The organism is Kitasatospora mediocidica KCTC 9733, assembly GCF_000744225.1.
Taxonomy (GTDB): Bacteria; Actinomycetota; Actinomycetes; order Streptomycetales; family Streptomycetaceae; genus Kitasatospora; species Kitasatospora mediocidica.
On sequence record NZ_JQLN01000001.1, the window covers coordinates 439,164 to 464,775 of the forward strand.

The 25,612-nt window shown below is 73.5% G+C and carries 26 protein-coding genes; 11 read left to right on the plus strand and 15 right to left on the minus strand.

The window, feature by feature from the left end; translation table 11 throughout:
• Positions 1-15: 15 nt before the first annotated feature.
• Together BS80_RS37405 and ligD are read right to left on the minus strand one after the other, a co-directional pair.
• On the minus strand, positions 16-822 hold the full coding sequence (locus BS80_RS37405; RefSeq protein ID WP_051965684.1) for a hypothetical protein: 807 nt from the start codon (positions 820-822) through the stop codon (positions 16-18).
• Positions 823-1,287: 465 nt separating this feature from the next.
• Positions 1,288-2,283: a non-homologous end-joining DNA ligase gene (gene ligD, locus BS80_RS02015; protein ID WP_051965691.1), complete on the minus strand. Its 996-nt coding sequence runs from the start codon at positions 2,281-2,283 to the stop codon at positions 1,288-1,290.
• 195 nt (positions 2,284-2,478) lie between these two features.
• On the opposite strand from ligD, the gene BS80_RS02020 reads away from it, so the two are divergent.
• Both BS80_RS02020 and BS80_RS02025 read left to right on the plus strand, forming a co-directional pair.
• Positions 2,479-2,877, plus strand: a complete 399-nt coding sequence (locus tag BS80_RS02020; protein WP_051965694.1) for an STAS domain-containing protein — start codon at positions 2,479-2,481, stop codon at positions 2,875-2,877.
• Positions 2,878-2,996: 119 nt separating this feature from the next.
• The gene (locus BS80_RS02025) at positions 2,997-3,479 is read left to right on the plus strand and encodes an ATP-binding protein (protein ID WP_051965697.1); all 483 of its coding nucleotides are present in this window, start codon (positions 2,997-2,999) and stop codon (positions 3,477-3,479) included.
• A 45-nt stretch (positions 3,480-3,524) separates the two neighbouring features.
• On the opposite strand, the gene BS80_RS02030 is transcribed toward BS80_RS02025, so the two are convergent.
• Complete coding sequence (locus BS80_RS02030) at positions 3,525-4,577, minus strand: mechanosensitive ion channel family protein (protein ID WP_232246311.1); 1,053 nt, start codon at positions 4,575-4,577, stop codon at positions 3,525-3,527.
• Between the two features lie 356 nt (positions 4,578-4,933).
• On the opposite strand from BS80_RS02030, the gene helR reads away from it, so the two are divergent.
• Positions 4,934-7,126 (plus strand): RNA polymerase recycling motor ATPase HelR, encoded by a 2,193-nt coding sequence (gene helR / locus BS80_RS02035; RefSeq protein WP_035791918.1) that lies wholly within the window; start codon positions 4,934-4,936, stop codon positions 7,124-7,126.
• Positions 7,127-7,148: 22 nt separating this feature from the next.
• Here the strand turns inward: helR and BS80_RS02040 are convergent, their stop codons facing one another.
• A complete protein-coding gene (locus BS80_RS02040; protein WP_035792983.1) occupies positions 7,149-7,508 on the minus strand; it encodes a winged helix-turn-helix transcriptional regulator in 360 nt (119 codons plus the stop codon).
• Positions 7,509-7,713: 205 nt separating this feature from the next.
• On the opposite strand from BS80_RS02040, the gene BS80_RS02045 reads away from it, so the two are divergent.
• Positions 7,714-8,565 carry an alpha/beta fold hydrolase gene (locus BS80_RS02045; RefSeq protein ID WP_035791921.1) on the plus strand — a complete coding sequence of 284 codons (852 nt, stop codon included), beginning with the start codon at positions 7,714-7,716 and terminating at the stop codon, positions 8,563-8,565.
• Positions 8,566-8,590: 25 nt separating this feature from the next.
• Here the strand turns inward: BS80_RS02045 and BS80_RS38910 are convergent, their stop codons facing one another.
• Positions 8,591-8,914 (minus strand): DUF6296 family protein, encoded by a 324-nt coding sequence (locus tag BS80_RS38910; RefSeq protein WP_063771864.1) that lies wholly within the window; start codon positions 8,912-8,914, stop codon positions 8,591-8,593.
• A 497-nt stretch (positions 8,915-9,411) separates the two neighbouring features.
• On the opposite strand from BS80_RS38910, the gene BS80_RS02055 reads away from it, so the two are divergent.
• Entirely contained in the window at positions 9,412-10,398 is a 987-nt protein-coding gene (locus BS80_RS02055) for a hypothetical protein (RefSeq protein ID WP_035791924.1), read from the plus strand.
• Between the two features lie 66 nt (positions 10,399-10,464).
• Here the strand turns inward: BS80_RS02055 and BS80_RS02060 are convergent, their stop codons facing one another.
• The 6 genes from BS80_RS02060 to BS80_RS02085 form a co-directional block, all read right to left on the minus strand.
• Positions 10,465-10,806, minus strand: coding sequence for a nuclear transport factor 2 family protein (locus BS80_RS02060; protein WP_035791927.1), 342 nt, complete (start codon positions 10,804-10,806; stop codon positions 10,465-10,467).
• Positions 10,807-10,883: 77 nt separating this feature from the next.
• Positions 10,884-11,159 (minus strand): hypothetical protein, encoded by a 276-nt coding sequence (locus BS80_RS02065; RefSeq protein WP_035791930.1) that lies wholly within the window; start codon positions 11,157-11,159, stop codon positions 10,884-10,886.
• Positions 11,160-11,257: 98 nt separating this feature from the next.
• A complete protein-coding gene (locus BS80_RS02070) occupies positions 11,258-12,484 on the minus strand; it encodes a glycosyltransferase (protein WP_035791932.1) in 1,227 nt (408 codons plus the stop codon).
• A gap of 86 nt (positions 12,485-12,570) precedes the next feature.
• Entirely contained in the window at positions 12,571-13,290 is a 720-nt protein-coding gene (locus BS80_RS02075; RefSeq protein WP_083974080.1) for an HAD family hydrolase, read from the minus strand.
• A gap of 55 nt (positions 13,291-13,345) precedes the next feature.
• Positions 13,346-14,812, minus strand: a complete 1,467-nt coding sequence (locus BS80_RS02080) for an amidase (RefSeq protein ID WP_035791936.1) — start codon at positions 14,810-14,812, stop codon at positions 13,346-13,348.
• A gap of 102 nt (positions 14,813-14,914) precedes the next feature.
• On the minus strand, positions 14,915-16,402 hold the full coding sequence (locus tag BS80_RS02085; protein ID WP_051965702.1) for an MFS transporter: 1,488 nt from the start codon (positions 16,400-16,402) through the stop codon (positions 14,915-14,917).
• A gap of 250 nt (positions 16,403-16,652) precedes the next feature.
• Between BS80_RS02085 and BS80_RS02090 the strand changes: the two genes are divergently transcribed.
• The 6 genes from BS80_RS02090 to BS80_RS02115 all read left to right on the plus strand — a co-directional run bounded on the left by BS80_RS02090 (position 16,653) and on the right by BS80_RS02115 (position 23,033).
• On the plus strand, positions 16,653-17,747 hold the full coding sequence (locus BS80_RS02090) for an IS701 family transposase (protein ID WP_035791939.1): 1,095 nt from the start codon (positions 16,653-16,655) through the stop codon (positions 17,745-17,747).
• A 287-nt stretch (positions 17,748-18,034) separates the two neighbouring features.
• Positions 18,035-19,126, plus strand: a complete 1,092-nt coding sequence (locus BS80_RS02095) for a 50S ribosomal protein L11 methyltransferase (protein WP_083974082.1) — start codon at positions 18,035-18,037, stop codon at positions 19,124-19,126.
• Positions 19,127-19,168: 42 nt separating this feature from the next.
• Complete coding sequence (locus BS80_RS02100; RefSeq protein WP_051965704.1) at positions 19,169-20,590, plus strand: iron-containing redox enzyme family protein; 1,422 nt, start codon at positions 19,169-19,171, stop codon at positions 20,588-20,590.
• On the plus strand, positions 20,578-20,925 hold the full coding sequence (locus BS80_RS02105) for a Rieske 2Fe-2S domain-containing protein (protein WP_051965706.1): 348 nt from the start codon (positions 20,578-20,580) through the stop codon (positions 20,923-20,925). Before BS80_RS02100 ends, BS80_RS02105 begins: the two co-directional genes overlap by 13 nt.
• Before the next feature lie 78 nt (positions 20,926-21,003).
• Positions 21,004-22,347 carry an ATP-grasp domain-containing protein gene (locus BS80_RS02110; RefSeq protein ID WP_063771865.1) on the plus strand — a complete coding sequence of 448 codons (1,344 nt, stop codon included), beginning with the start codon at positions 21,004-21,006 and terminating at the stop codon, positions 22,345-22,347.
• On the plus strand, positions 22,344-23,033 hold the full coding sequence (locus tag BS80_RS02115) for a LysE family translocator (protein ID WP_051965708.1): 690 nt from the start codon (positions 22,344-22,346) through the stop codon (positions 23,031-23,033). Before BS80_RS02110 ends, BS80_RS02115 begins: the two co-directional genes overlap by 4 nt.
• A gap of 23 nt (positions 23,034-23,056) precedes the next feature.
• Here BS80_RS02115 and BS80_RS02120 read toward each other — a convergent pair whose 3' ends face one another.
• From BS80_RS02120 to BS80_RS02135, 4 genes are all read right to left on the minus strand, one after another.
• Positions 23,057-23,557, minus strand: coding sequence for a methylated-DNA--[protein]-cysteine S-methyltransferase (locus BS80_RS02120; protein WP_035791941.1), 501 nt, complete (start codon positions 23,555-23,557; stop codon positions 23,057-23,059).
• Between the two features lie 63 nt (positions 23,558-23,620).
• Positions 23,621-24,481 (minus strand): Ada metal-binding domain-containing protein, encoded by an 861-nt coding sequence (locus BS80_RS43400; protein ID WP_269676086.1) that lies wholly within the window; start codon positions 24,479-24,481, stop codon positions 23,621-23,623.
• Entirely contained in the window at positions 24,478-25,095 is a 618-nt protein-coding gene (locus BS80_RS02130) for an RNA polymerase sigma factor (protein WP_332262139.1), read from the minus strand. The genes BS80_RS43400 and BS80_RS02130 overlap by 4 nt, the downstream gene beginning before the upstream one ends.
• Positions 25,096-25,169: 74 nt before the next feature.
• Entirely contained in the window at positions 25,170-25,604 is a 435-nt protein-coding gene (locus BS80_RS02135) for a recombinase family protein (protein ID WP_035791946.1), read from the minus strand.
• Positions 25,605-25,612 lie beyond the last annotated feature (8 nt).

Sequence of the window (25,612 nt, forward strand, 5' to 3'; positions counted from 1 at the left end):
ACTACGCGAGGGGGACTACGCCAGCTGCCGGGCGACGGCGCTCAGCACGCCCTGGTCGGCCTGGGTGTCGTAGGGGGCGGCGTGGGCGCCCGCCCACTCGTCGAAGTGGACGACGGCCAGCGAGGCGCCCCGCTGCACGGCGTAGAGGTGGTTGGTCTGCGGGCCGGCGGCGGAGACACCCTCCACACCGGTCCACTTCCGCGACCAGGCGGTGCCCGCGTCGATGCCGGCCGTGGTGGCGACCTGCGCGTCCGTCGCGAGATGTGCCTTGGCCTGCAGGGCCTGGGACTGGACCTGGCAGCTGCCCATCTTGGCCTGCAGGGCCTGGTAGGCGCTCTGTGCGGCGGCGGCGCTGGGGAAGGTGAAGACGTCCTGCTCGGCCGGCGTCTGGAAGACGCTGATGTAGGCCTGCTGCTGCCAGCTGGCCGCGCCGACCACGGAGGCGCACTCGTTGAGCTCGATTCCGGTGTGCACGGCCTGCGTTCGGGCAGCGGTGAGCGGCTTCCAGCCCTCGACGGCGCCGTCGGGCAGCTGCGCGGCGGAGAGCCGTGCGGACACGGTGGAACCGGGCGCGGCCGAACCGGGCGCGGCCGTACCGGGCAACGCCGAGCCCGACGCCGGCCCGCCGGGCGGCGCGGCGGCTGCCGACGGCGCGGTGGAGGCCGCGGTGCCGGCCGGGGAAACGGCGGAGGCGGCGTGCGTGCTGCTGGTGCTGCTGCCGCAGCCGGTGGCGGTGGCCAGGACGGCCAGCCCGCCGATGACCGCGAGGACGGCGTGGCGAACGGGCCGGACAGCTATGAACGGGCGCGTGGAACCAGGCATGGGGTGTCTTCCTAGCAGGGCCGCCGGGCCGTGGGGAGCACACAGCGGAGCAAGGCACGAGGTCCCGGACAGGGACCCGTCGGGGTTCGGCGGCCGGCAGACGAGGTGGCCACCGCAGGCCACACCTGAGTCGGTCGTGGCCTTCGGTGCGGCGGTCCTCTGGCTGAGGCGCGGCGCCCGGTGCCCCGGATTCTTGCCCGATGGTTCGTACGCTGTCAAGAAATCCGAAGGTCCCTCAGAGTGGCGCCCTTATGTCCGCTTTACTTGTATTTGAGGCTCTTGTCCTTCGGGCCTCGATGCGCTCTCGTCCGGCCCATCCAAGCTCGCACACAAGGGAACTGACGGAACGTCCGGGAAAGGCGGGCCGGCAGTCGATCACCTGGGCGCCGCGATGGATCTTGCCCCTCCGAGGGGCCTTGGAGGTGTGACCCCCACCACGCGACGGGGTCTCAGCGGCGGGCGGCTCTAACCACGCGGCAGGTCCTGTCGCGGTCCCCGCAGGCCGCGCCAGACCGGGTGGCGCAGGCGCCCCGCGTCGGTCCAGTGCAGGTACTCGACCTCGGCCGTCAGGGTGGGCCGGGTCCAGTGCGGGACCTCCCCCGCCGCCAACCCCGTCACCGGCGTGCCGAACGGCGACGCGTCGCACTCCAGCCGGCGCAGCAGGACGGCCAGGGCGCGGCGCTCGGCCATCGCGAAGCCGGAGCCGACCTTGCCGGCGTACCGCAGGCCCCCGGCCGCGCGAACACCGCAGAGAACGGCCTTCACCGCGGCGCCGTCGGCCGTCCCGGCGGCGATCCAGCCGCCGACGACGATGTCGACGGTGCGCAGGTTCTTCACCTTGACCCAGTCCAGCGAGCGCCGCCCAGGTGTATAGGGAGAGGCCATCCGCTTGGCGATCACGCCTTCGAGGTGCTGCTCCCGGGTGAAGGCCAGCGCGGCCGGACCGCTCTCCACCCAGTGCGGCGGCACCCGGACCCCGGTGCCGCCGATCGCCAGCGCGGAGAGGACCGACCGGCGCTCGACATAGGGCAGCTGCAGCAGCGGCGCGTCCAGGTGGGTGATGTCGAACGGGAGGTAGGTCGCGGGGGCGGCTCGCGCGGCCCGTTCGACCGCCTCGGCATGGACCAGGTGCAAGCGCTGTTGCAGCAGGGCGAACGAGGGCCGGCCCGCCCGGTCGAAGCAGACGATCTCGCCGTCGAGCGCCAGGGCGCGGGCGGGCAGCCGGCCCCGCAGGGCCTCGGTGATCTCGGGGAAGACGGCAGTGAAGTCCGTGCCGTGGCGGCCGACCAGCAGGACGTCGCCGCCCGGCTCGGCGAGCGCGGCGGCCCGCACACCGTCCCACTTCACTTCGAACGCCCACCCGGGCCCCGACGGGAGCGGCCCGACGGTGGCGAGCATCGGCGCGACGGGCGCCAGGCCGGCGGCGGGCGCGGGCTGCGACGGTGTGTGGTGACGGGCCATGGCGCGGCCTCCTCCCGGTTCCACGATCCCACTCCCGGCTTTCCTCCGCGCTGCACGGCCGAGACGAACACGGTCGTTCCTTCGGCTGACACCGCGTGGGCTACCTTCCGGGTGCCATTTGATCGTAGGGTCGTCCCCGGGGGTCTCTCCCCGGGAAGGGCGGGCGCATCCCGCCGCGATGGGAAGGCAGTACAGATGGACATCGAAGGCACCGGCGCCGGCGCCGACGCGCACCCCTGGACCCAGCAGTCCGCGGCCGCGGGCGCGCGGGTGGAACGCGACACCGACGGTTCCGTGCTGTGCGGCCTCTCCGGTGACCTCGACCTGGACTCGCTGGACGCACCCCGGGCGGTCCTGGAGGGAATCCTGGCCTCCGGGGCACCGGTCCTGGTGGTCGACCTGGCCGAGGTGACCTTCTGCGACTCCTCGGGACTGAACATGCTGCTGCAGCTGCGCCTCGCGGCCCAGGAGGCCGGCGTCGCGCTGCGACTGGGCCCGGTGTCCGAGCAGGTCGCGCGGCTGTTGGAGATCACGGGGGCCGGGCAGGTCTTCGTCCGTCAGGACTCCACGGACGCCGCCCCGAACTCCGGCTGACCGACGTCCGGCGAACCGGCCCGCCGGATGACGTGTTCGTCCGGGGCCGGCGGGCAGACGAAGGGGACCACCACGCCTCTCCCGGGCGGCTTTCCACAACGAACCATGGGGACGACCAGATGACCAGCAGTGGCGGACCGCCGGCCGGTGCGACGCACACCCCGCACCTGCCGCCCGGCGGTCAGCGACGACGCCTGACCCTGGTGGGCGTGCGGGGCCAGGTGGCCCGGGGCCGCGACTTCACCCGCCAGGCCCTGCTGGACTGGTACGGGATCCAGTCGGGCGACTCGCACGACCAGAGCACGGCCGACGACGTCCTGCTGCTGGTCTCCGAGCTGCTCGCCAACGCCGTCATGCACGCCGGCGGCCCGCAGGAGCTGTTGCTCCACGCCACCCCCGACCTGCTGCGCGTCGAGGTCCCCGACATGGACCCGGCCGTTCCCGAGCGCCGGACCCCGCACCGGCCCGGCGTTCCCGGCGGTCACGGCCTGCACATCGTCGAACGCCTCTCCGACCACTGGGGTGTCACCTCGTGGGAGGGCGGCAAGACCGTCTGGCTGGAGATCGACTCCGCCCGGCTCGCCCCCACCGCCGACCGGTAACCCCCCTCCCGGGCAAGGTCGCTGACACCGGCGCAGCCCGGGCTGCTACCGCGTCGCGCAGGACTGACCGGCCTGCGCCACCGCCACCCGCGGCAACGCCCCCGGGTACTCGGCGCGCAGGAACGCGATCAGCTGCTCGCGGACCGCGCAGCGCAGTTCGAAGGCGTCCGAGGCGTTGCGCGCCGTCATGAGCGCGCGGACCACCATGGTGCTGGGGGTGGTGTCGACCACCTGGAGGGCGCTGCCGACGCCGTCCCACCAGCGGCTCTCCTTCAGTACGCGGTCGAACTCGGCGCGCAGGACCTCCACCGGCGTGCTGTGGTCCAGGTGGAGCAGCGCGGTGCCGGTGATCGCGGGATCGTTGCGGGACCAGTTCTCGAAGGGCTTGCCGACGAAGTAGGAGACCGGCATGACGATCCTGCGCTGGTCCCAGGTGACGATCACCACGTAGGTCAGCGTGATCTCCTCCACCGTCCCCCAGTCGCCCGCCACCACCACCTCGTCGCCGAGACGGACCATGTCGCCGAGCGCCAGCTGCACTCCGGCGAAGAGGTTGCCCAGCGTGCTCTGCGCGGCGATCCCGACCACCAGGCCGACGATCCCCGCGGAGGCCAGCAGGCTGGTGCCGATCGCACGGACCTGCGGGAACGTCATGAGCATCGCGGCCAGCGCCACCACGGCGATGGCCGCGCCGGCCAGCCGGTGCAGCATCTCCGCCTGGGTCCGGATCCGCCGCAGCCGGGCCGGATCGCGGCGGTCGGTGGCGTAGCGGGCGAAGGACGTGTCGACCAGCAGGGCGAGCAGGCGGGCGCCGGCCCACGCACAGCTGACGATGGTCGCCAGCACCAGCAGATGTCGCACCGGCGCCCGGACGGCGGCCGCGAGCCCGGCCCCCGGTTCGCAGGCCAGCAGCAGCGCGGACCCGATCGCGAGCAGCATCGGCATCCGGCAGCGCCGCACCAGCGGCCACCACACGCCGCCGTCCGAACGGCCCGCCGCCCTGCGGACGGCCGCCCGGACCGCGCGGTCCAGCAACAGCGTGGCCAGCACGACTCCCCCGCCGACCGTCACCGGGCGCAGGGCATTCCATAGCGACACTGTGATCTCCCTCTGTATCGGTGGCCGAGGGCCCGTACGACGGGCCGCGCCATTTCCGCGCAGCACGAAGCCCAGCTGCAACCTCCTGGACCCCCGCCTGCCCTGCGCCGCCCGATACATGCGCGCGGTCAATTCGCCGCGCGAAGGGCTCGTCCCGTCCAGCGGAAACGACAAAGGCAAGGGAGCGTACACATCCCTTGCCACTCTCAAGATATAGCGCACCGGGGGGCTTGCGGCAAGACCCCGGTCGTGCCGCACAATCGCTGACCGAGGACAGAACCCATGCATTCGGGAGGTTCGCGAAGTGCATGCGGTTCTGTCGTTTTCTGGGTCGTACGACAAGCGGAGCTGCTGACATGAAACCCCTGGCCACCAGCGCGTTCGACCTTCCCGGCCATCTTTCCCCCAAAGCCGACCCGGCGCTGATCGCCGACGACGAACGGCATTTCGCCGCCATTGCGCAGAGCCTGGAACAGGCGATCGCCGAACTGTCCGACCAGCTCGACGCCCAGCGCAGAGCACCCGGCGGTCTGGGCCGGGAGGCAATGGACCGCGACATCGAGATCCACCGGCTGACCGCCCGCCTGCGCGCCCTGCGCCGCTTCGGCCTGGACCTGTGCCTCGGACGCGTCGTCAGCACGGACACCGCCGAGCCCGCGTACATCGGGCGGCTCGGCCTCACCGACAGCACGGGTCGCCGGCTGCTGCTGGACTGGCGCTCCCCGGCGGCCGAGCCGTTCTTCGCCGCGACCCACGCCCATCCGATGGGCCTGGCGAGCCGCCGCCGGTACCGCTGGACCCGTGGCCGGATCGGCGACTACTGGGACGAGGTGTTCACCGCCGACGGGTCGGTGGGACACGCCGCGCTCGACGACCAATCGGCCTTCATCGCCGGCCTGGGCAGCAGCCGCTCACCCCGGATGCGCGACGTACTCGCCACCATCCAGGCCGACCAGGACGCCGTCATCCGGGCGGGATCCCGGGGCACGCTCGTCGTCGACGGCGGTCCGGGGACGGGCAAGACCGTCGTCGCCCTGCACCGCTCCGCCTACCTGCTCTACTCCGACCCGCACCTGGGCCGACGTCGGGGCGGCGTGCTGTTCGTCGGTCCGCACCAGCCCTACCTGGCCTACGTCGCCGACGTCCTGCCCAGCCTCGGGGAGGAGGGCGTGCGGACCTGCACCCTGCGCGACCTCGTCGCCGAGGGAGCCACGGCAGCGGTCGAGACCGACCCGGAGGTGGCCCGGCTCAAGTCGTCCGCAGAGCTGGTGAGGGCGATCGAGCCCGCCGTCGGCATCTACGAGGAGCCGCCGACCGAGGGCATGACGGTCTCCACCCACTGGTCCGACCTCTGGCTGAGCGCCGACGACTGGGCGGCGGCCTTCGAGGCGCCGGACCCCGGTACGCCGCACAACGAGGCACGCGACCAGGTCAGGGAGGAACTGATCACCATCCTGACGGACAAGGACGACAGCGACGCCTCACCCGAGCTCCTGCGGCGCTCGCTGCTGCAGAACCGGGAGCTGATCAGCACCCTCAACCGCGCCTGGCCGATGATCGAGGCGACCGACCTCGTCGGGGACCTGTGGTCGGTCCCCGCCTACCTGCGCAAGTGCGCCCCCTGGCTCGGACCCGACGAGGTCCGCACGCTACAGCGCCAGGACGCCCAGGCCTGGACGGACTGCGACCTGCCGCTCCTGGACGCGGCACGCCGACGGCTCGGCGACCCGAAGACGTCGGAGCGCGCCCGCCGGCGCGACGCCGCCGTCGCCGCCGAACGCGCGCACCTGGCCGACGTCGTCGACGATCTGCTGGCGGCCGACGACGACGGCGAAGGCGCGGTGACGATGCTGCGCGGGTGGGACCTTCAGGACACCCTGATCGACCGGAGCGCGCTGCCCGTCTCCGACCCGGAACCGCTGGCGGGCCCGTTCGCGCACATCGTGGTGGACGAGGCCCAGGAACTGACCGACGCGCAGTGGCAGATGCTGCTGCCACGCTGCCCGTCCCGGAGTTTCACCATCGTCGGGGACCGTGCCCAGGCCAGGCACGGGTTCACCGAGTCCTGGCGGGAGCGGCTGGAGCGGGTCGGACTCGACCGGATCGAGGTGGCCTCCCTGAGCATCAACTACCGGACTCCGGAGGAGGTCATGGCGCAGGCCGAGCCGGTCATCCGCGCCGCGCTGCCGGACGCCAACGTGCCGACCTCCATCCGCAGCGGCGGCGTCCCGGTCCTGCACGGATCCGTGGCGGAGCTGGACTCGATCCTCGAGGACTGGCTCGCCGCGCACGCCGAGGGGATCGCCTGCGTCATCGGCACCGGTGGAGTCGACGACGGTGGGCTCGACGCGAGCCGCGGGGATCGGTCGCCTCGCGTCCGCTCGCCTCGCGTCCGGTCGCTGACCCCGGAACTGTCGAAGGGGCTGGAGTTCGACCTGGTCGTCCTCATCGACCCGGAGGCGTTCGGCGAGGGGATCCAGGGAGCGGTCGACCGCTACGTCGCGATGACCCGGGCCACCCAGCAGCTCGTCATCCTCACGAGCTCCTGACGTCGCGGTGACCCGGGCGGGGTCAGGCCGGCGGTGACTCGTCGGCGAGCCGGTTGCTGCGGTCGATCTCGGGCATGTGTGTCTCGGCCCAGACCCGCAGGGCAGCGAGCGGACCTTCGAGGGACAGGCCGAGCCCGGTGAGCCGGTAGTGGACGGCGGGCGGCACGGTGGGCTCCACGCGGCGCGCGACCAGGCCGTCGCGGACCAGGCTCTGCAGGGTGACGGACAGCATCTTCTGTGAGATGCCCGGGATACGGCGCCGCAGTTCCGCGAAACGGAGTTCGCCCGGAGCTGCCTCGGCCAGCACCTTGACCACCATCGACGTCCACTTGGTGCCGATGCGGTCGAGCAACTGGCGGGTCGGGCAGAGCGGATCCAGCAGGTCACCGCGCTCACCGGGCTGCCGACCGGGTTCGCCGGGCCTCGATCCGGGCCTCGATCCGGGCCTCGATCCGGGCCTCGATCCGGGCCTCGATGTGGTCACCCGGGGCTCACCACCTGAAGGGAAAGTGCCGTCTTGGGGAGACCAGCATAGTTCCCTAGCGTGACCTGGTCACCATTCCTCACCACCCACCTGGAGCCCCTCCATGCCCGAGCAGCGACGTATCCGCGCCAACGGTGTCGAACTGAATGTCGCCCTCGCCGGATCGGGCCCGGCCGTCCTGCTGCTGCACGGCTTCCCGCACACCTGGGAGCTGTGGACGGACGTCATGGCCGATCTGTCCAGCCGCTACCGCGTCATCGCGCCGGACCTGCGCGGGTTCGGCGCGAGCAGCCGGGCCACCTCCGGGTACGACGCGGGCACCCTGGCCGAGGACGCCGCCGCGCTTCTCAGCGCGCTCGGCGTGTCCTCGGCCGCGGTGGTGGGCATCGACGCGGGCACCGCGCCGGCCCTCCTCCTCGCCCTGCGCCGACCCGGTCTCGTCCGGCGCCTGGTCGTCATGGAATCCGTGCTGGGCGGGCTGCCGGGCGCCGAGGACTTCCTCGCCGACGGGCCGCCGTGGTGGTTCGGCTTCCACTGCGCCGCGCCCGGCCTCGCCGAGACCGTGTTGGAGGGCCACGAGGACGCCTACGTCGACTGGTTTCTGAAGGCCGGCACGCTCGGCGACGGGGTCTCCCCCGCCCTCCGGGACGCCTTCGTCCGCGCATACACCGGCCGTCAGGCGCTGAGCTGCGCGTTCTCGTACTACCGGGCCCTGCCCGAGAGCGCGGTACAGATCGCGCAGGCGGTCGCCGCCGCCCGCCTGACGGTGCCGACGATGGCGCTGGGCGCCCGGCCCGTCGGCGCTGCGCTGGAACGCCAACTCCGCCCGTTCGCCGACGATCTCACCGGACACGTCATCGAAGACTGCGGCCACATCATCCCGCTGCACCGGCCGCGCGCCCTGCTCACCCTGCTGCATCCGTTCCTGGCCGGTGCGGACGCGAAAGCAGCGTGACCGGGACGGGGAACGACCCGCGGCACTAGAAGTGGGAGCGGTCGACCTGGGCCGGGACGACCGCCCGGCGGACCGCGCGGGGGTCGGGACGGTGGTCGGGACGGTGGTCGGGTCGGCGGACCAGGTCCGGGCGGCGGAGGTGCTGGTGGGCTCCGGTCGCGAACATCCGGACCTCGCCGCGGTCGCTGATCTCCGCGCAGACCGTCCCGCTGTCGTCGTGGTAGAGCGGGTGGCCGCCGGGGCCGACGGTGTCGCGCCGGTGCACGAGCACGATGTCGCAGCCGGGCACGTCGTCGGGACCGGGGCCCGGCTCGTGGAAGAAGGTCAGCTCATAGTGGTCGTCGGACATCGGGCTCCTCCGAGTAGGGCGCCGATGGCACGGCGCGGGCACGGGCTTCCGCCGCCTACCCCCGTTCCTCCGGCGTATGCACCGGTCCCCGCTGCCCCACGACTCGCCCGGGGCACCGCCGGCCCCGCAGGCATCCCGTCGCCCGGATGGCCGCTGCCGCTGCGGCTCCGGGTGCCGGTGCGCAGAATCGTAGATGCGTGAGTCCGCCGACGGCCGGAGGCCGGGATCGCGGACCGCGCCGGCAGCCATCCGGCCGAGGGCCGGGCCGCCTGCGATCGTGCACAATTCGAGGAGTCCTGATGGCCCGCGCAATATCCGATGATCTATCAGTCCGGTCCTTAGCCGGAGCGGGCGCCCCAGCGCAGCCCGCCTTCCCACCCCCGGCCGGGGCCGAGGCCGCGACAGCCGAACCCGACGTGATGCCCGCGTGGTCCGTTGCGACCGCAGCCGTCGAGGCGCCGCCATTCGTCGAGCCGCCAGTCATGGAGCCGCCAGTCGTGGACGCTCCGGCCGGCAGTGTCGAGCAGCCGGCGGAGCAGCAGAGCGCGGCAGCCCTCCTGCACACCGTGGCCGTGCAACGACCGGCAGCCGAGCTGGCCCAGCTGCTCCTGGTCCTGCGCACCAGCGGCCGCAGCCCGCACGCGCTGGCGCTGCTCCAGGCGGCGGCGCTCGCTCGTCCGGTCGAAGAGGTCGTCCAGCTCTTCCGCTCGCTGCACACCCACCACCCCCACGCGACGACCACCGCGCAGGAGCGCCGCGACACCATCGCCGCCCTGCACGGCGCGTCCCGCGTCCGGCCCGTCGCCGAAGTGGCGCACCTGGTCCTGGGGTTCCAGGACAGCGGGCAGAGCGCGCTCGCGGACGAGGTCCTGCACGCCGCCGCGCTGGGCCGCTCGGTGGAGGACGTCGCCCAGTTGATCCCGATGCTGGACGACCAGCGGCGCGCGCCCGCGGCCTCCCTGGCCGTCAGCGTCGCGGAGCTCCCCGGCCTGTCCGAGCCCGAGCCCGGTGCCGAGGCTGTTCCCGAGCCCGCGCCTCAGCAGCAGGTGCGCCCCCGGGGCGGCGGCAGGGGCCTGCGGACGCCGTGGCGCGGGCCGGCGGCCGGCGCGCTGGTCCTCGCGGCGGCGGCGCAACTGCTCGCCCATCTGCCGCAGTTGGTCCAGTGGCCGTGGCACTTCGGCGCGCTCTGCGCGGTAGCGGCGCTGTGCGCGGCCGGTGCTGCGCTGCTGGCCCGGCGCGACACGCCCGCCGTCTGGGTGCTCGCCGCGATCGGCGCCACCGCGGCGGCCTTCCCCGGCGGACAACTGGCCCTGACCGGTACCGTCCCCGCCGTCCTGGGGCCGTTCACCAGCGACGAGGGGAACAGCCTGTTCGCGGTGGCCAACGCCATCACCCTGCTGGCCGCCGGCACGGTCCTGGTGCTGGCCCTCCTCGCCGTCGTGTACCGGCTGCGCCCCGGGCAGACACGGACGGCCCGCCGGTGACACAGCCGGGCCGGCCGCCGGGCGTTTCCGGTGGCCGGCCCGGCGGCCGCCGTGGGCGGCTCTCGCTCACGCGGGGTGGACGCGGCCTCCGAAGAAGACCTGGGTCTCGGTGATCCGGCCGTCCCGAACGGTGCTCACCTCGACGTTGCGGTGGCGGGCGCCCGTCTTCAACTCGTACTCGTACAGCAGGAAGACGTCGTCGCCACCGGCGGGCACGACGCTCAGGATCCACTGGCCGCGCACGCGGTCGGCCGTCGGGAAGCACCGGTCGAAGAACGCGGCGCGGTCGATCCGGTCGTCCTGCGGGCTGGTGAAGGTGAAGTCCTCCGCGATCAGGCTCTCGGCTCTCGCCCGGTCCTGGGCGAGGTAGCTCTCCAGACACGCACGGACGACGTCGACGTTCGACATGACCGTGGCTCCTTCCGTACGGAACCGGCTGTCGTCCCCACTATGGCGTCACCACGGCCGTTCGGCGGGCGATCCGCTCAGTCATCGCCCGGCGAGTCCTGCTGCCCGATCACGCGAAGCTGCATCTCGGCCAGGTGCTCGCGCCAGCGCACGGCGGTCTCCTCCAGCGACGCCCCGCCGAACTCCGCGTCCACCCGCAGCGCGTCCACACACATCTCCACGAGGGTGAGCGCGATGGTCCGCAACTGCGGGGCCTCCATCGACCGCAGCAGCTCCTCGGTCCCGGGCTGGTCCCCGTTGAGCTGACAGGTGACCAGGGCGATCGTCATGATGTCGTCGTCCAGCGTGGGCATCGGCGGCACACCTCCTTGTCCGCTCCCCACTGTGCCAGTCCCCCTCCACCTCGCGCAGCAGCTCGCGGCACAACCGCCCTTCCGGGCACCCCCGGCGGTCAGTCGACCGGGGCCGGGACGTAGCGGTCGAGCAGGCCGATGGGCGAGTCGCAGGGCCAGCTGCAGAACCCGGCGCGTTCCACCTCCTCGTAGAACGGGACGCCGTCGTCGGCCCGGTGCGGGGCCCGGTCATGGTGGAGGTGGACGACGGGGTCGGCGTGGCGGTCCATCGGGCCGTAGCGCTCGGCGCGCCAGACGAAGTCCTGGTCCTCGCCGCCCCAGCCGGAGAAGCGCTCGTCCATCCCGCCGATCCGGCTGAACAGCGACTCGCGCAGCCAGACGCAGCCGCCGGGCGGGCGGCGCAGGAACACCCCGCGCAGCCCGCTCTGGTCCACCGCCGCGCCGCCCTCCTGGCAGCGCCGGCGCACGGCGGCCCGGCTGGCCTGCGGGTCGAGGAAGAGCATGTCCTGGAACGGCCAGTGCGCCTGGGTACCCGGCTGCCGGAACCGGGCGACCGCCCGGGCGACGAAGTCGCGGTCGACCAGGATGTCGCCGTCCAGGACGCAGACCAGTTCAGCGGGCCTGGCGCCGTGCACCACACCGACGTTGACGGTCCAGGACTTGTTGAAGCGCCCGGGGCAGGGGGCGAACAGGTACTGGTCGCAGGCGTCCGCGAACAGCTCGCGCCAGCGCGGCCGTTCGTCGCTCTCGACGACGATCACCCGGTAGCGCTCGCGCGGGTGGCTCTGGTCGGCGAGGGCGGCCAGGACGGCGGCGAGGTTGCGCAGCCGTCCCTGCGCGTCGTCCTGCGCGCGGAACGGGATCACCACGGCGGCGTCCACCGGGTGCCGGCCGTGATGCGGCGGACGGGCGAGTTTGCCGAGCAGCTCGGCGGCCGTCAGCGCGGGGGCGTCTGGCGCCGGGAGCGGCGCGCCGGGCTTGGCCAGCAGCCGGGACAGGGTCTCCACCGTGGCTGTGGCGTCGGCCAGTTGGGCGACCAGGTGGTCGGGGTCGGGGTCCGCCAGCAGCGGCAGCAGGAGCTTGGCCAGCCGGTGCGCGGCGGCCGAGTCCTGTGGCGCGCCCGCGAGTTCGGCGGTTGCCGCGACCGCGCGCGGGTCGGCGAGGGCCGACAGCGCGCGGACGGTGGCGTGGTGGGCGTCGGCCGACCAGTCCCAGTAGTCCGGGGCGACGCCCCGTGCCACCGGGTCACCGGCCAGGATCACGCTGCTGACGGCGGCGGCGGCGAGCGCCTCGGGGTCGTACGGCCGGGCGGGCAGGTCGGACACGGCGGGTCTCCGGACGGGGTCGATGGTGGTGGTGGAGTGGGGTGTGCGGTGGCCCCCGGGTCGCTGGTCCGGGGGCCACCGCGGGGTCAGCCGGTCTCTGCCGTACGCCAGTTGATCCCGGCGAGGTCGGCCACCACGATGTCGGCGGCGGCCAGTGCCCGCGCGTCGTGGGTGGTGGTGAGGCCGACGCAGCGCAGCCCGGCCGCCTTGGCCGCGGCGATGCCCGCCGGGGCGTCCTCGAAGGCGATCGCGTCGGCGGGCGAGACCCCGAGCGCGGCGATGCCGGCCAGGTAACCTTCGGGGTCGGGCTTGCCCGCCACCACGTCCTCGGCGGTGATCAGGACCTTGAACAGCCCGGCTCCGCCGACGTTCTCCAGCAGGTCGGTGGCGTGCTCGCGCAGGCCGGAGGTGACGACCGCGAGCGGGACGCCGGCCGCGTGCAGTCGGGCGATCAACTCGGCCGCGCCGGGCACCGGGTAGGGCGGCGGGCTGTCCGGGCCGTTCAGGTAGCCGCAGGCCTCCTCGAACAGCTCGTCGACGGAGTGCTCGCCGGGGAAGCGGTGCACGTGCTCGGCCAGCGACTCCTGGCCGCGCCGGCCGACGAAGCTCGCCAACAGCGCGTCGTCGCAGGGCAGTCCGTGCGTGGTGAAGAGCCTGGTCCAGGCGGCGCGGCTGCGGTGCTCGGTGGCGACGAGGGTGCCGTCCAGGTCGAACAGGGCTGCTCCGGCGCGCAGTTCGAGGCGCCGGGTCGGTTCGGTGGGGTGCGTGGGGTGCGTGGGGTGCGTGGGGTGCGTGGGCTGGGTCATCGGTGGTCGGTTCCTTGGGTGATCACGTGTCGGGTGCGGTGGACGGGGTCGGGGATCAGGCCCCCAGCCGCAGGTCGCGGTAGGAGTCGGCCCACGGGAGCCGGGCCTCGATCGCTGCCGCGCCCCGGATCACCTTGACGTCCTGGTGGCGGCGGGCGGCCAGCTGGAGCCCGACCGGCACGCCGTTGGCGGCCCGGCCCACCGGCACGGACGCGGCGGGGCTGGCGATCAGGTTGAACGGGCTGGTGAGCGACCAGCCGACGTAGCGGTCCACCGGACGGCCGTCGATCTCGTGCGGCCCCACCGTGTCGCGGCCGCTGCCGTTGGGCACCCCGGTGATCCCGTTGACCGGGCTGGCGATCAGGTCGTAGCGGTCGAAGAGGTCCTCGAAGGCGTCCAGGACCTGGGTGCGCATCAGGTCCTCCAGGCGGAAGTCGACCGCGCGGAACGAGTCGCCGACCCGGACGCTGTCGATGTAGCCCGCCTCGATCGAACCGCTGTGGTCGCCGACCAGGTCGAGGCCCTGGCGCCGGGCGACCTCGGCGGACTCCGCGTGGCAGAGCGAGAGGTAGCGCCGCCACATGGCGGTGAGCTCGTCGTGCGGGAACGGCAGCTTGAAGTCGACCTCCTCGACCACCGCGCCGGCCTCCACCAGGGCGGGCAGCGCGACGCGCACCAGCCGCTCGGCCTCCGCCGTCACCGGGTAGCCGCCCAGGTCGGGGCTGTAGGCCACCCGCAGGCCGGTCAGGTCACCGTCCAGCCCGTCGGCCAGCCGGTCGCCGACCGGGAAGGAGAACGGGTCGCGCGGGTGCGGGCCGGACATCACGTCCAGCCCGATCACCGCGTCCCGCACCGAGCGGGCCAGCGGGGCGTAGCAGACCATCGGGTTCAGCCGGCGGAACGCGTTCGGCTTGGCCGGCACGGCGACCCGGCCGAAGGTGGTCATCATCGCGAAGACCCCGCAGAAGGCGGCCGGCACGCGCAACGAGCCGCCCGCGTCCGATCCCTGGGCCAGCGGCACCAGCCCGGCGGCGACGGCCGCGGCGCTGCCGCCGGAGGAGCCGCCCGCGTTCATGGCCAGGTTGAACGGCGTCGGCGTCGGGCCGAACAATGCGTTGTCGGTGGTCGCCTTGAAGCCGAACTCGGGGGTGTTGGTCTTGCCCACCACGATGGCGCCGGCCTGCTCCAGGCGCTCGACGCACAGGATCGTCTCGGTGGGCACGTCCTCGGCGAAGACCAGCGAGCCGCGGGTCATCCGGACTCCGGCGACCGGGTCGAGGTCCTTCACGGCGATCGGCACGCCGTGCAGCGGGCCCAGCTCGGCGCCGGACCGCACCGCCTGCTCGGCCTTCTTCGCGGCGTCCAGCGCCCGGTCCGCACAGACCGTCACCACCGCGTTCACGGTGGGGTTGAGCTGCTCGATCCGCGCCAGGCTGGCCTCGACCGCCTCCACCGGCGAGATCTCGCGCCGCCGGATCAGCTCGGCCAGTCGGTGGGCTGTCAGGTCGGTGGGCTCGGTCATCCCTGGTTCTCCTAGCTGGGTCGCTCGGATGGGCACACTGCTGCTCTCTACGGGTGAACACCGCTCGGGCCGAAGTGGTTGCGGTGCGCGGCGCGACGCCGCTCAGTCGGTGCGACGGACGGCCTGCGCGGCCGCCAGGGTGGCGAGGGCGGCCACCGCGGCCAGCCCGAGCGCGGTGAGGGCGAACGCCGTGCCGGGCGCGTGCGCGACGCCGCGGCGCCCGGCCAGGGCGGGGTAGAGCGTGCCGAAGACCGCCACGCCCAGCACGCCCGCGAGTTGGGCGATGGTGTTGACCGAACCGCTCAGATCGGCGGCGTACCGGGGCGGCACCGCCAGCGTGAGCAGGGTCAGCAGCGAACTGAACGTGGTACCCAGGGCGAGCCCGCCGAAGCAGAGCACCACGGCCAGCGCGGCCGGCCGTGCGGCGCCGGCGGCCTGGAGCAGCGCGAGAGCGCCGTACGACAGCGTCAGCAGCAGGCCGCCCAGCACCGGCAGGCGCCGGCGCAGCGCGGCGGGCAGGCGCGGGAGCAGCGGGCCGGTGATACCGAAGCAGAGCACCCAGCCCAGCGGCACCAAGCCGGACTGCCAAGGGCTCAGACCGAGTTGCTGCTGAAGGTGGAGGGCGAGCAGGTACAGCAGGGAGAGGTAGGTCAGGGTGGTGCCGGCCTGGGCGAGCAACGCCCAGCGGACGGCGGGCAGGCTCAGCGGCCGCAGGTCCAACGCCGGGCGCCCGCCCCGCTCGGCCACCCGGCGTTCGGTCCGGGCGAAGGCGATCAGGCCGGGCACGGTGAGCGCGAGGACGGCCCAGATCCACCAGGGCCGGCCAAGGCCCGGGCCCAGCGTCAGCGGGAGCACGGCGGCGAGCGTGGAGCCGGCCAGCAGCGCGGTCCCGGCCAGGTCCAACCCGTCCTGCCCGGTGGGTGGTTCGGGCGCGGCGGCGGTCGGTCCGGCCGGGGTGCGGACGGTGCGCGGCAGCAGCCGGACGCCGACGGTCAGCGCGGCGATCCCGGCCGGCACGTTGATCAGGAAGGCGGCCCGCCAGCCGCTGCCCAGCAGGTCGGCGGAGACCAGCACGCCGCCGAGGATCTGGCCCAGCGCGGCGCTGCCGGACAGGGTCGCGGCGTACAGGCCGACCGCCTGGCCCCGGCGCTCGGCCGGGAACCACTGGTGGATGCCGATCAGGACCGAGGGCACCATCAGCCCGGCCCCCACGCCCTGCACCAGGCGGGCGGCGATCAACGCCCCGGTGCCGGGGGCCAGTCCGCACAGCAGCGAAGCGGTGGTGAACAGCGCGAGGCCGCCCAGGAAGGCCCGGCGGACGCCGAGCCGGGCCGCCAGCCGGGCGCCGGTCACCAGCGTCAGCGCGTAGAGCAGCACGTATCCGGTCACCACGAGGGTGAGGTCGCCGGCCGAGGTGCCCAGGTCGGCGCGGATCGAGGGCGCGGCGACATTGGCCACCGCGGTGTCGATGTTGGCCATGGCCTGGCCCGAGAGCAGGATCAGCAGGAGCCAGGCGGCGGCCCGGGGCGGCGGGTGCACGCCCGCCCGGTCCACGGCGGGCGCGACGGCGGCGCGGGCCTGCTCGGTCATGGTGCTCCTTGCCTGCGGGACCCTGCGGCGGCGCGCAGAGGCTGTCGTGTACACGTGTCCGCGCGGACGTGCGCGGGTATCGCAGGGTGGAACACCGGTGGGGTCCGTTCGGTTGCGCGACACCGCGACTCCGCCTGCGCGAGTACAACGTCGGCCCTTCACGTTCAAGCCTTCCGATCGGCTTGCCCGGCTGGCTATGGTCTGAACATCGCTAGTGGTCTAGACCTAGAGGGGATAGGCAGCAGGAATCATGGGCAACCCGGGTCTGCACATCGACGCCTCCTCCGAACTCGCCAAGCTGGTGGCTCCGCTCTTCAGTCGCTCCGAACCACGGCGGCAGGCTCTCGCCTACATCGACGGCCTGCTGAACGCCGCCGAACGCGGGAACAGCAGGCTGCTCGCGGAGCACGCCGGCGCCCCCAGCGTCTGGAGCACTCAGCGCCTGCTCACCCGGGCCCGCTGGGACGCGGAGGAGCTGCGGGACCGGATCCGCGACTTCCTCGGTGAGCAACTGGGACGCCCGTCAGCCCAGTTGGTGCTGTGCCAGTACGAAACTCGGCGCACCGGCAACCAGGCGGTGGCCGTCGCGCGGCAGTCCACCGAACGCGACCCCCGCCCGCACAACAGCCAGGTCGCGGTCCTGCTCTGCTACGTCTCCCCTCACGGCAGCGCGCTGGTGGACCGGGAACTGTTCCTGCCGCCGGAGTGGGCCGAGGACCCGGCCCGCTGCGCCGACGCCGGCATCCCCGAGGGGCAGACCCGCTACCGCTCCAAAGCCGCACTGGGACGCGAGATGGCCGAGCGCGCGTCGGCCGGCGGACTGCCCTTCTCCTGGGTGGTGGGCGGGCCGGGCTTCGGCCGGGACTCCGCCCTGCGCGACTGGCTGCGCCGGCGCCGGCTGCCCTACGTCCTCGAACTGCCGCCCGAGATCGCCCATTTGACCCAACTGTCGTTCCGGGCGATCGAGGCCCCCCGCCCCGCCGGGATCAACTCGCCCCACCTGGAGGGCAGCTGGCAGGTGGTCGGCAGCGACACCGCGCTCTCCCGACGGCTCTGGGGACCGCCCGCGGACGGCTTCCGGTACACCGTCCTGCTGAGCCGGAATACGGCCGGCGACGAGCACGTCCACCTGGTTCACGCGCCCGAACCGACCCCGCTGGTGTCCATGGCGTACGCGGTCCTCTCGCGCCGGACCGCCGATCTGACGATCCGTCGGGCCGAGGAGGACGCCGGCCTCGGCAGCCACCAGGTTCGGGGCTGGGTCGCCTGGTACCGGCACACCACCCTGGCGCTGGCGGCAGCGGCCGTCCGCGAGACCCGGCCGACGGCGCACCGAGCGCCCTGAGCACGGGAATTGGCGCCAAGTACCGTTCCCGGCATTGATCCCTTGCCGCCCGCCGATGCGGCTGGTGTACTCAAATCATCGGTGGACAAGCAACTCCTCTGTACACCGAGTCATTCACGCTGTGCTTTTCCGGACGTCCGCCGCCGTTCAGCACCATTCGTCAGGCACCTCCCGGCGCACCTGAGCCGGCACAAATCGCACGGGTAATTCTCCGCATTGCGGCACTGCCCGACCCACCGAAACGGCCGCCGCAATTCCGCCCCCTTTTCAGGAGTGTTCACACCGCGATGGCCGAGACCACCACTCATCTTGACGCAGTCGCCGACCCGCAGCCGAGCGCGGGGCACCGCACCGCGGCGGCCGACCCCGCCACCGACCCGCATGCCCGGATCGCACTGGCGGGCCTGCACACCAGAGCCCAGGAGCTGGGCCGACTCGCCAACGTCACCATCGACGCGTTGGCCGATCCCGCCGCCGCCCTGAGGACCACCGGCCCCGACTTCGCCGAGCTGGCCCGGGAGACCGTGCCTCGCTGGCACTTCGCCATGCTCAACGACCACGAGCGCAACGACGCGCTCGCGGTGGCGCTGGAGCGGGTGGTCCCGCCCGGCGCCACGGTGCTGGACATCGGCGCGGGCACCGGACTGCTCGCGATGATGGCCGTGCGGGCCGGTGCGAAGCACGTCTACAGCTGCGAGGCCAACCCGATGATGGCCGAGGTGGCCCGCCAGGTGGTCGCCGAGCACGGGTTCACCGACTCCGTCACCGTCCTCGCCAAGCGCTCGACGGAGCTGGTGGTCGGCCAGGACCTGCCCGACCGGGTGGACGCGGTGATCTCCGAGATCGTCGACTGCGGCCTGATCGGCGAGGGGCTGCTGCCCTCCGTCCGGCATGCACGGGCCGAACTCCTGGCCCCGGGCGGCGTCCTGCTGCCGCGCACCGCGCGGGTGCTCGGGGCGCTGGTGCAGAGCGAGGCCGCGGCCCGGCTCAACCGGGTCGACAACGCCGGGGGCTTCGACGTCTCGCTGCTCAACACCTTCGCCACGGTGGGGCACTTCCCCGTCCGACTGCACACCTGGCCGCACCGCGTGCTCTCCGAGCCGGTCGAACTCGCCGCCTTCGACTGCGAGTCGGGGCCACTGGAGGCCGGCCGCCGGTCGCTGAGCGTGCCGGTGCACACCGCGGGCACCGCGCACATCCTGGTCGCCTGGTTCGAACTGGACCTGGGCGGCGGCGTGACCCTGCGCAACAGCCCGGAGAACGTCAGCTCGCACTGGATGCAGGCGATGATCCCGCTCCCGACGCCCGTCGAGGTGACACCGCAGAAGCCTCTGGCCCTCGAACTCCACTGGAGCGAGACCAAGTTCGAACTGCGCTGACCGCGCGCCACCCCCACTCCCCCGGATGGAAGGAACCCGATCGTGTCCCACACCCCGATCGCGCACGTGCCCTTCGCCCTGCACGGCGAGGAGCTGCGCCAGGCCGTCATCGCCTACGCGGCCAACCCCATCTACCGCGACAACGAGGAATGGGAGAACGCGGACAACCCGTACCACCGCCAGCTGCGTCCCCAGGTCCTGCCGCACCTGGACTTCGACCGGGTGCCCGCCCGCGACCGCGCCCTGGAATACAGCAGCCTGGCCGCCCAGCGGATCCTCACCAGCATCTACGAAGCCGACCTGGTGTTCTTCCCCAAGGCCGGCCTGGGCGAGTTGAACGACGACTTCCGCGCCTACTACAGCCCCGGCAACCGGGCCCGCGGCGAGCTGATCCGCCCGGCACTGGAGCGCTTCGCCTTCGGCTTCCTCGACGAGGAGGTCGAGGTCAGCGGCACGTGGGACCAGGCGGGCCTGGAGACCTACCTGGAGTCGCTGGACGTCGACGCGACCGGCCACGCCTCGCTCGCGGAACAGGCGATCCTCAACTCCTCGGACCCGCAGCGGGCCGCCCGGATGTGGCTGATCCAGTTCGCCCCCGATTTCCTCTCCGAAGCCTCCCCGATGGCCCGGAACGTGCTCGGCTACTACGGCAACACGCAGTCGGAATGGTTCAAGATCGTCATTGACGAATACGGCTACGGCGTCCACGACACCAAGCACAGCCAGCTTTTCGAACGCACCCTGGAATCGGTCGGACTGAGCTCGGAACTCCACCGCTACTGGCAGTACTACCTCGTCAGCAGCCTGGCGATGAACAACTACTTCCACTATCTCGGAAAGAACCACGAGCATTTCTTCCGCTACCTCGGCGCGCTGTACTACACGGAGAGCACGCTGGTCGATTTCTGCCGCCGGGCGACCTCACTGCTCGACAAGGTCTTCGAGGGGCAGGCCGACACCCGCTACTTCACCGAGCACGTGCACATCGACCAGCACCACGGCCGGATGGCCCTGGAGAAGCTCATCAAGCCGCTGATCGCCGAGCACGGCGACCAGATCATCCCCGAACTCGTGCGGGGCATCGAGGAGTTCCGGGCGCTGAGCACCCTGGCCGACGAGGACTTCGCCACCCAGATCGCCTGGATGGACGACGGCCCGCGCTACAAGGAACTGCACGGACCGGTCCACCGGGCGATCCTCGACGGCAAGGTCACCGCACCGGTCGCGCACATCGTCGAGCCGTTCGGCGAACTCTCCAACACCCACAGCCACGAGGGCGACGAGCTCTGCCACATCGTCTCCGGCACGATGCGCTTCGTCAGCGGCTTCAACTCCCACCAGATCCTGGAGGCCGGGGAGGGCACGGTGATCCAGCGCAACCGCCTGCACGGCGCGATCATCGAGTCGCACGAGTGCATCTACCAGATCCACTCCGTGGGGGACTACCAGGCATGCCTGTCCTGACCTTCGCGGTGAGCGGGCCGGGCAACTGCGTCGAGGTGGGCGGTGTGCCGTACGTCTACGCCCGTACGGCACAGGGCGGTTCGGTGATCCGGGCGTCCTGCCCGCACCGCGGCGGGCCGCTGCACCTGGCGACCCCGGACCCCACCGGCCGGCAGCTGGTCTGCCCCTGGCACGAGCGCGGCACCTCGCTGGGCCGACTGCGCAAGGAGATCCCCGCGGTGCGCCGGGGATCGGTCGTCACCGCCGTGATCCCCGGCGATCCCGGCAGCACGGTGGTCCACCGGCACCTGCCGCTCTCGCCCGGGCTCTCCGTGGGCTGTCGGGAACAGTTCTGACGATCAGTCACCATTGAATCCCTCCGGCCGGCCGCCGCACGCCCGGGCGGCCGGCCACCCACCGACAAAGGACTCGTCTTGGCCGTCCCCGACCCTCACCGACCCGCCGTCATCGTCGACCCGTTCTCCTCCGGCGGGATGTACGCCCCGGCCTTCACCGCGGCCGGTGTGCCCGTGATCGCGGTCACCTCCTACCCCGAGGTGCCGGCCGCCTACGCGGACTCCTTCCACCCCGGCGACTTCACCCGCGTCCTCGCCTTCGACGGCGACGTGGAGCGCCTGGTCGCCGAACTGCGCCCGTACGCCCCGCGCTGCGTGCTGCCCGGCGCCGAGAGCGGCGTCGAACTCGCCGACCGGCTCACCGAGCGCCTGAACCCCAGGACCGTCAACACCCCGGCGCTGGCCACCGCCCGCCGGGACAAGGGCGCGATGGCCCTGGCCGTCCGGGCGGCCGGGCTGCCGGGGATCCGGCAGATCTGCACCGACGACCCCGACGAGGTCGAACGCTGGCTGGCGGACGCTCGGTTGGGCGGCCGGGACCTGGTGGTCAAGCCCCCCAGGAGCGGCAGCACCGACGGCGTCACCCGGGTGCCCGCCGGACAGGACTGGCGGGTGCCGTTCAACGCCCAGCTCGGCCGGACCAACCAGTGGCGCAACCTCAACGACCGCATGGTGGTTCAGGAATACGCCGTCGGCACCGAGTACGTGGTGGACACCTTCAGCCACGGCGGCCGGCACACGGTGGCCGACGTCTGCCGCTACGGGAAGATCGACAACGGCGAGCAGATGGCCGTCTACGAGAGCCTGAACTGGGTCTCCCCCGAGGACCCGGCGGTCCCGGTCCTGACCGCCTACGCCGAGGCGGTGCTCGACGCGGTCGGCTTCCGGTACGGCGCCGCGCACATCGAGGTGATGCTCACCGCCGAGGGCCCCCGGCTGGTCGAGGTCAACTCCCGCCCGCACGGCGGCGGCCACCCCGACTTCTGCCGCACGGCCACCGGCGACAGCCAACTCCACCGCGCCGTCCGCTGGTTCACCGAGGGCAGCAGCATCCCCAAGAGCTATCAGCTGCTGCGCCAGATGACCGTGCTCTTCCTGATCGCGCGCAGCTCCGGCACCGTGCGCAACGTCGGCGCGCTGGCCGGGGTCGAGAAGCTGGCCTCGCACCACCGCTCCGCGGTCCGCCTCAAGGACGGCGACCGGGTGCACGCCACCCGCGATCTGCTGGACACCCTGCAGCTGGGGTTCGTGGTCCTCAGCCACCGGGATGAGCGGCAACTCAACGAGGACATCGCCGCCGTCCGCCGGCTGGAGGGCGAAGTCGTCATCGAGGAGGAGACGTCAGAGAAGCGTGGTGAGGGCTTTGTCGAGGAGCCTGCCGTCACGGAGACCGCCGAAGCGGTGGCCTCCGAGCGCGGGTGAGCGGTTCCGCGGCTCTGGCCGCCGCGTGCTCCGCGACCTTCCTCGGCAGCTGCGCGGCGGTGATCGTCACGCCGGGCCCGGACGCGGTGCTGGTGACCCAGCTGCTGCGGCGCCACCGCCGCCGGGGCCCTGCGCTGGCCGCCGCGGCGGGCATGCTCACGGCCGGCGCCGGGCACGCGGCGCTGGCCGTCACCGGGGTCGCGGCCCTGCTGGTGGCCGTGCCCGCGCTGCTCACGGTGCTGCGGGTGGCCGGCGCCGCGCTGCTGCTGTGGTGGGGCGCCCGGGCGGTGCACGGCGCGCTGCGCCGGCAGGGCGCGACGGCGGCGGCCGACGCGGCGCCGGGACCGGCCGCCGGGACCGGCCGCTGCTACCTGCTCGGGCTGGCCTCCACCGGCAGCAACCCCAAGGTCGGCCTCTTCCTGCTCGCGTTCCTGCCGCAGTTCGTCCCGCCGGGCGTCGCCCCCGCTCCCGCCATGACGCTGCTGGCCGGCGTCTACCTCACGATGGGCGCGATCTGGCTGAGCGTCCTGATCGAGTCCGGGCACCGCCTCGGCCGCTGGCTGGAGCGGCGCCGCTCGGTCCAGGCCGGGCCGCAGGCCTCGGCGCCGCGGGCGGCCCGGATCCTGGACGCGGTGGTCGGCGTGGTGTTCATCGCGCTGGCCGCCCGACTGCTTCTGGCGCCGTGAGCGCCCCCGTGACGCTGCGGTGCTCAGACGGGCAGGCCCTCCAGCGCGAGCAGCAGGCGCTTGGCGTCGGTGCCGCCCGCGTAGCCCGTCAGCGAGCCGGTCGAGCCGACCACCCGGTGGCAGGGCACGACCACGCAGAGCGGGTTGGCGCCCAGCCGCGCGCCGACCGCCCGGGCCGCCGTCGGCCGGCCGATCGCCCGCGCCAACTCGCCGTACGTCGCGGTGCGTCCGTACCCGACCCCGTCGAGCGCCGCCAGCACCTGGCGCCCGAACGCGGTGGCCAGCCGCAGGTCCAGCGGCAGCGCGAACTCCCGCAGATCGCCCGCCAGATACCCGTCGATCTGCCGGGCGGCCCGGTCGAGCACGGGGTGCGAGGCGACGGTGGCCGGTGCGGCCAGCCCCGCGCGCGCCAGCACGTCCGCCCGGGCGGGGGCGAAGGCGCAGTGGACGAGGTGCGTCTCGGTGGCGATCAGCTCCAGGGTCCCGATCCGGGTCTCGTGGGCGATGCGGAGGGTGTCGATCATTGCGGTCTCTTTCGGGTGGAACGGCGGGGAGGGCCGGAGGGTGCGGAGCGGGTGGAACAGCTTTCAGGCCGCCACCGGGCGGCAGCTCAGGCAGGCCCGGAAGCCGGCCGCCCCGGCCTGGTCCGCCGAGGCGAACGGCACCTCGTGCCGGGCGGTGATCCGGCGGGCGTGCGCACAGGTCGGATAGCAGAAGATCCGGGTGGTCCCGCTGCCGAGGAACCGGGCCCCGGCCCGCGCGAAGCGGTCGACGCGCTCCTCGTCGACGCCCTCGCGCTCCCGCAGCCGCTCGGCGAAGCCGGTGGGCAGCCCGCAGTCCGCCGGGGTCCCGTCGGGCAGGCTGAGCCGGTGGGTCGGGATCAGCGCCGGGGCCGGGTTGGCCCGCACCGCGCGCCACACCTCCTCGGGCGTCAGCGCGCCGCCGACCTCCCGGAGCAACCAGGCCGCGGGCCGCAGCTGACCGAACGGGATGGCCCGGACCGCCTCCAGCACCGCGATCTGCGTCGCGCCCAGCCGGCCGAACTCGTAGCGCAGCACTCTGTCCCGCCCGGTGCGCAGCGCGCCCAGCAGCCCCGGCGGCGGCTTGGTCACCGCCACCGCGGACCGGCCGGTCCTGGTCCGGTACGCCGTCTCGAACTCCTCCGCCGTCCCGAACCACTCCACCGCCGCCGACCCGGTCACCATGCCGCGCCCGTGCGCCACGTACAGCGCGCCGACCGGGCTCGGCACTGCCAGATAGCGGTCGTAGCGGTGCGCGGGGACGCCCGCGCGCTCCAGGATCAGGGCCGCGAACCCGGCCGGCGCGGGCTCGCGCAGCTCCGCCAGCCCGGCGACCAGCCCGGTCGCCGGCCCCGCGTCGTACGCCTCGGGCATCGTGCGGCCCAGCGGTGACCCGTTCACCCGCCGGCCCTCGTCCGACCCGTTCATCCCGTCACCTCCTCGCTGTACCGACCCTCTCCCCGACCGGACGTACCGGACCCGCCGGCGTCGGCGGCCAGCTGCGGCGCCGCCCGCAGGGCCGCCAGCCCGCGCGACACCTGGGCCTTCACCGTGCCCACCGGGCTGTCCAGGATCTGCGCGACCTCCTGGTAGCTCAGCTCGCCGATGTGCCGCAGCACCACCGGCAGCCGGTGGTGCTCCGGCAGGTCGGCCAGCGCCAGCACCAGCCGGTCGCGCCGCGTCCCGTCCAGCGCCCGCTGCTCGGGCCCGGGCGCGCGATCCGCCGGCTCGACGTCGCTCACCTGCACCCCGTCCGCCGTCGCCGGCCGGCGGGCCGCCGTACGGACGTGGTTGCGCCACACGTTGGCGGCGATGGTCAGCAGCCAGGCCCGGGGCTGGAGCTCCCGGCGCCGCTGCGGCGAGTAGTCGCGCAGCGCGCTGTAGGCGCGCAGGAAGGTGTCCTGTCCCAGGTCGTCGGCCTCCCGGGCGGACCCCGACAACCGCAGCAGCACCGCGCGGACGGCGCCGGCCTGGGTGCGGACGAGTTCGGTGAACCCGTCGTCCAGGTCGGTCGCCAGCAGCTCGGTGATCGGTGGGGGCATCTCGTCCATCACCTACCTCAACACCGCCGTCCCCGAACCGGTTGCAGCACCAGGAGCGGGTGGCAGCGGGCAGGCTACTGGACGAGCAGCGGCGCGGCGCCCGCGCGCGGGGTGGGGAGTGCCTGCGGGTCGGGGAGTGCCTGCGGGGCGGGGAGGCCGGTGGTCCGGCCGCGGTCGGGCAGCTCGATGATCGCGGTCCCGGCGGCGCGCAGGAAGTCGGTGACGGCGTCCGCCGTCCGGTCGTCCAGCGAGAAGACCCAACGGCCGGGGACCAGCAGCGTGCCGACCTGCCCCACGGCGGCCCGGGCGAGCAGCTGTCGCAGCTGGGGGCGCACGGCCCGGGAGGAGACGCCGTTGTCGAGGAAGACCTCGGGGGCGGGCAGGCCGAGCCGGGCGGCGTGCTCCTCCAGCGCGCGCAGATGGGGGGCCATCCGCCAGCTGTCGTACGGGAAGCAGCGCAGGTAGAGCGCGGTTCCCGCCGGGGTCCGCAGGGCAAGGCCGCCGGCCATGGTCGCTC

Bases quoted from the DNA above. Each gene is read 5' to 3' on its own strand.
- BS80_RS37405 (WP_051965684.1), bottom strand. From the start codon at position 822: ATGCCTGGTTCCACGCGCCCGTTCATAGCTGTCCGGCCCGTTCGCCAC.
- ligD (WP_051965691.1), bottom strand. From the start codon at position 2,283: ATGGCCCGTCACCACACACCGTCGCAGCCCGCGCCCGCCGCCGGCCTG.
- BS80_RS02020 (WP_051965694.1), top strand. From the start codon at position 2,479: ATGGACATCGAAGGCACCGGCGCCGGCGCCGACGCGCACCCCTGGACC.
- BS80_RS02025 (WP_051965697.1), top strand. From the start codon at position 2,997: ATGACCAGCAGTGGCGGACCGCCGGCCGGTGCGACGCACACCCCGCAC.
- helR (WP_035791918.1), top strand. From the start codon at position 4,934: ATGAAACCCCTGGCCACCAGCGCGTTCGACCTTCCCGGCCATCTTTCC.
- BS80_RS02045 (WP_035791921.1), top strand. From the start codon at position 7,714: ATGCCCGAGCAGCGACGTATCCGCGCCAACGGTGTCGAACTGAATGTC.
- BS80_RS38910 (WP_063771864.1), bottom strand. From the start codon at position 8,914: ATGTCCGACGACCACTATGAGCTGACCTTCTTCCACGAGCCGGGCCCC.
- BS80_RS02060 (WP_035791927.1), bottom strand. From the start codon at position 10,806: ATGTCGAACGTCGACGTCGTCCGTGCGTGTCTGGAGAGCTACCTCGCC.
- BS80_RS02065 (WP_035791930.1), bottom strand. From the start codon at position 11,159: ATGCCCACGCTGGACGACGACATCATGACGATCGCCCTGGTCACCTGT.
- BS80_RS02075 (WP_083974080.1), bottom strand. From the start codon at position 13,290: ATGACCCAGCCCACGCACCCCACGCACCCCACGCACCCCACGCACCCC.
- BS80_RS02080 (WP_035791936.1), bottom strand. From the start codon at position 14,812: ATGACCGAGCCCACCGACCTGACAGCCCACCGACTGGCCGAGCTGATC.
- BS80_RS02085 (WP_051965702.1), bottom strand. From the start codon at position 16,402: ATGACCGAGCAGGCCCGCGCCGCCGTCGCGCCCGCCGTGGACCGGGCG.
- BS80_RS02090 (WP_035791939.1), top strand. From the start codon at position 16,653: ATGGGCAACCCGGGTCTGCACATCGACGCCTCCTCCGAACTCGCCAAG.
- BS80_RS02095 (WP_083974082.1), top strand. From the start codon at position 18,035: ATGGCCGAGACCACCACTCATCTTGACGCAGTCGCCGACCCGCAGCCG.
- BS80_RS02105 (WP_051965706.1), top strand. From the start codon at position 20,578: ATGCCTGTCCTGACCTTCGCGGTGAGCGGGCCGGGCAACTGCGTCGAG.
- BS80_RS02120 (WP_035791941.1), bottom strand. From the start codon at position 23,557: ATGATCGACACCCTCCGCATCGCCCACGAGACCCGGATCGGGACCCTG.
- BS80_RS43400 (WP_269676086.1), bottom strand. From the start codon at position 24,481: ATGAACGGGTCGGACGAGGGCCGGCGGGTGAACGGGTCACCGCTGGGC.
- BS80_RS02130 (WP_332262139.1), bottom strand. From the start codon at position 25,095: ATGCCCCCACCGATCACCGAGCTGCTGGCGACCGACCTGGACGACGGG.
- BS80_RS02135 (WP_035791946.1), bottom strand. From the start codon at position 25,604: ATGGCCGGCGGCCTTGCCCTGCGGACCCCGGCGGGAACCGCGCTCTAC.